Raw genomic sequence first — 2991 nt, 5'->3', positions numbered from 1 at the left:
TCGCGGCCCCCGGGCCCGACGCCTCCTGGCCGTCGGTGTTCCGGGCCGCGGCCCGGCCGCCGCCCCCCGAGCCGTCGGAGACGCGGAGGGTGACCTGGGATCCGGGGATCCCGGTCCCGCCGTCGAGACCCACGACGATCCCGTAGGTGCGTCCGGTGCCGGAGACGAACTGGGTGTTGACGATGAATCCGGCGCCGGTGAGCAGCGAGGTCGCCGCCGACTGGCTCATCCCCTCGACATCGGGCAGCGCCGCGCCGCTGGTTCCGGCCTGGTAGGCGGGATCCGGTGCGGGCAGCTGGACCGGGCCGTAGATCTGGGCGATCGGGGTGAACGCGGAGAACCAGGTGTTGGCAGGCTCGAGACCACCGAAGAGGTTGCCGTACGCGCACTGGCGCAGGGGGCTGGTGCACAGCTCGCTCGTGGTGGTGCCGTCGTTGAAGGCGTAGACGGCCGCCGAGTAGTTGTTGGTGTACCCGAGGAACGCCGAGGAACGGTTGGCCTCCGTGGTTCCGGTCTTGCCCGACATGGGCAGGCCCCATCCGGCGGCCCCCGCCGCGCCCGCGGCGGTGCCGGCTCCCACGTGGTCCTTGGACAGGGCCACCGAGAGGGTGTTCGCCAACCCGGGCTCGACCACCTGCTCGCAGCTCGGTTCGTTCAGTTCGACCGGCGCCCCGGTGCGGTCGGTGATCGACTCGATGGGGCTCGGCGGACACCAGGTTCCCCCGGAGGCCAGGGTGGCCCCGACGTTGGACAACTCCAGGGCGTTGACCGCCGTGGGTCCGAGGGTGAACGATCCCAGGTTATTCTTCTTGATGAACCCGGCGATCGAGTCGCCGTCCGCCGCGGTGCCCTTGCGGTCGTACGACCGCATCCCGAGACGCACCGCCATGTCCACGGTGGGAGCGACCCCGACGTCCTTGATGAGGTTGACGAAGGTCGTGTTGGGCGACTGGGCCAGCGCGTCCGCCACGGACAGTGACCCCGGGTACGACCCGGCGTTCTCCACGCAGTACTGGCCGGGCGGGCATCCGGGGGCGCCACCGGCGCCCAGGCCGGAGACCTGCACGCGGCGCGGAACGGACAACGTGGTGTTGGTGCCCATCCCCTTCTCCATGGCCGCGGCCACCGTGAAGACCTTGAACACCGAGCCGCCGCCGTCGCCGACCAGAGAGAACGGCTGGGGCTGGACCGTCTGGCTGTCACCCAGTTCGAGGCCGTACCGGCGGCTGGAGGCGATCGCCGCGACCTTGTGGGAATCCCGGCCCGGACGCACGACGCTCATGACCTGCGCCACGCCCTGGCCCGTCGGGTTGCCGTAGGTGTTGAGCGACCGCTGGACCGAGTCGTGGACGGTCGGGTCGAGCGTGGTGCGGATGGTGTACCCGCCCTCCTGGACCATCTCGCGGCTCAGACCGTTCTGGTCCAGGTAGTCCAGTACGTAGTCGCAGAAGAACCCTCGGTCGCCGGCGGTGATGCAGCCACGGGGTAACGAGTTGGGGCGTTCCAGCACGCCGAGGGGCTCGGCCGCGAAGGCCGCGCCTTCCGCCGGCGTGATCGCGCCGGTCTGGACCATGGTGTCGATGACGGTGTCGCGACGGTCCTTGGTGTCCTCGGGGTGGGCGTAGGGGTTGAACATGCTGGTGGACTGGATCATCCCGGCGAGCATGGCCGACTGCGGCACGGTCAGCTCGGAGGCGTCGACCCCGAAATACGTCTGGGCCGCGGTCTGGACGCCGAAGGCGCCGTTGCCGAAGGAGATCAGGTTGAGGTACTTGCTGAGGATGTCGTCCTTGCTCATCTCGGCGTCCAGCGTGAGCGCCATCCGGATCTCTTTGATCTTGCGCGCCGGGGTGGTCTCCACGGCGGCTCGCCGTTCCGCGTCGTTCTCCGCTGAGACGAGGAACTGGTAGTTCTTGACCAGCTGTTGATCGATGGTCGAGGCGCCCTGCTGGACGTCGCCGGACGTGGCGTTGGTGAGCGCCGCGCGGATCGTGCCCCGCCAGTCCACACCGTTGTGGTCGGCGAACCGGCGGTCCTCGATCGCGATGATCGCCAGCTTCATGTTCTGCGAGATCTGATCGCTCGGGACCACCACGCGCTGCTGGTCGTACAACCAGGCGATCGGTGTGCCCTCGGAGTCGGTGACCGTCGAGATGGACGGGAGATCGCCCTTGATCAGGTCCGCCGAGGTCCCGGACAGGGAATCCGCCATCTTGTTGGAGGCCAGCCCCGCCGCCCCGGCTATCGGGAACAATGATCCGGCCGCGACCACCCCGGCCGCGACACAGGTCGCGACCAGCTTTCCCAGCGAACTCATACCCGACACGGGGCCAAGAGTACGTGAACACCCCCGTCCCGCCACCCCGCGAGGCCTCCGACGCACACGACTCTTTACTTCTGTTGTGTGACTGCGGTAACAATATTAGAGAACGCGGGACGTTTCGAACCCGGATGAGGTCGTGTGACGGCCCTCACCGCCGAGAGGCTCCCGCGGACACCGTGGGCCCGCCGCGCCGGGCGGGTCCAGAAGGCCGGAGGCGTGTGCGGCAGACCCGTCCGCGACTCCACACAGACAGGGGTACATCGATGACGGCCACCCTTCCCGGGACCTCCCGGACCGACGACGCCGGGGTCCGCCCCGGCTCAAGCAATCCCCTCGGTTCCGAGGAGACGATCATCGGGGAGGGGCGCCAGGAGTGGGTCGCCCAGGCCCGGTGCAAGGACATCGACCCGGACGAGCTCTTCGTCCGCGGCGCCGCGCAGCGCAAGGCAGCGTCCATCTGCCGCCACTGCCCGGTCCTCCTGCAGTGCCGCGCCGACGCGCTGGACAACCGCGTGGAGTTCGGGGTCTGGGGCGGGATGACCGAGCGGCAGCGGCGCGCCCTACTCAAGCAGCACCCCGAGGTGCGGTCCTGGGCCGACTTCTTCGCGCAGCAGATCGAACGCCATACCGTCATCTACTGACTCCCACCGGTTCCGTACCCCACACGA

The 2991-nt window shown here is 69.1% G+C and carries 2 protein-coding genes; one reads left to right on the top strand and one right to left on the bottom strand.

Features of this window, described 5'->3' with window-relative positions:
• Positions 1 to 2317: transglycosylase domain-containing protein (locus tag G6019_RS10495; protein ID WP_182627551.1), on the bottom strand; the 2317-nt coding region annotated here is incomplete at its 3' end.
• Positions 2318 to 2586: 269 nt separating this feature from the next.
• Between G6019_RS10495 and G6019_RS10490 the strand changes: the two genes are divergently transcribed.
• Complete coding sequence (locus G6019_RS10490) at positions 2587 to 2964, top strand: WhiB family transcriptional regulator (protein ID WP_170114850.1); 378 nt, start codon at positions 2587 to 2589, stop codon at positions 2962 to 2964.
• Positions 2965 to 2991 lie beyond the last annotated feature (27 nt).

Source organism: Dietzia sp. DQ12-76 (genome assembly GCF_014145045.1).
In the GTDB taxonomy this organism is placed as follows: domain Bacteria; phylum Actinomycetota; class Actinomycetes; order Mycobacteriales; family Mycobacteriaceae; genus Dietzia.
The sequence above is the reverse complement of the archived record's forward strand: the minus strand, read 5'-3'. Positions and strand labels throughout refer to the sequence as shown.

Excerpts from the sequence above, each read along its gene's own strand:
- G6019_RS10490 (WP_170114850.1), top strand. The coding sequence starts at position 2,587 with ATGACGGCCACCCTTCCCGGGACCTCCCGGACCGACGACGCCGGGGTC.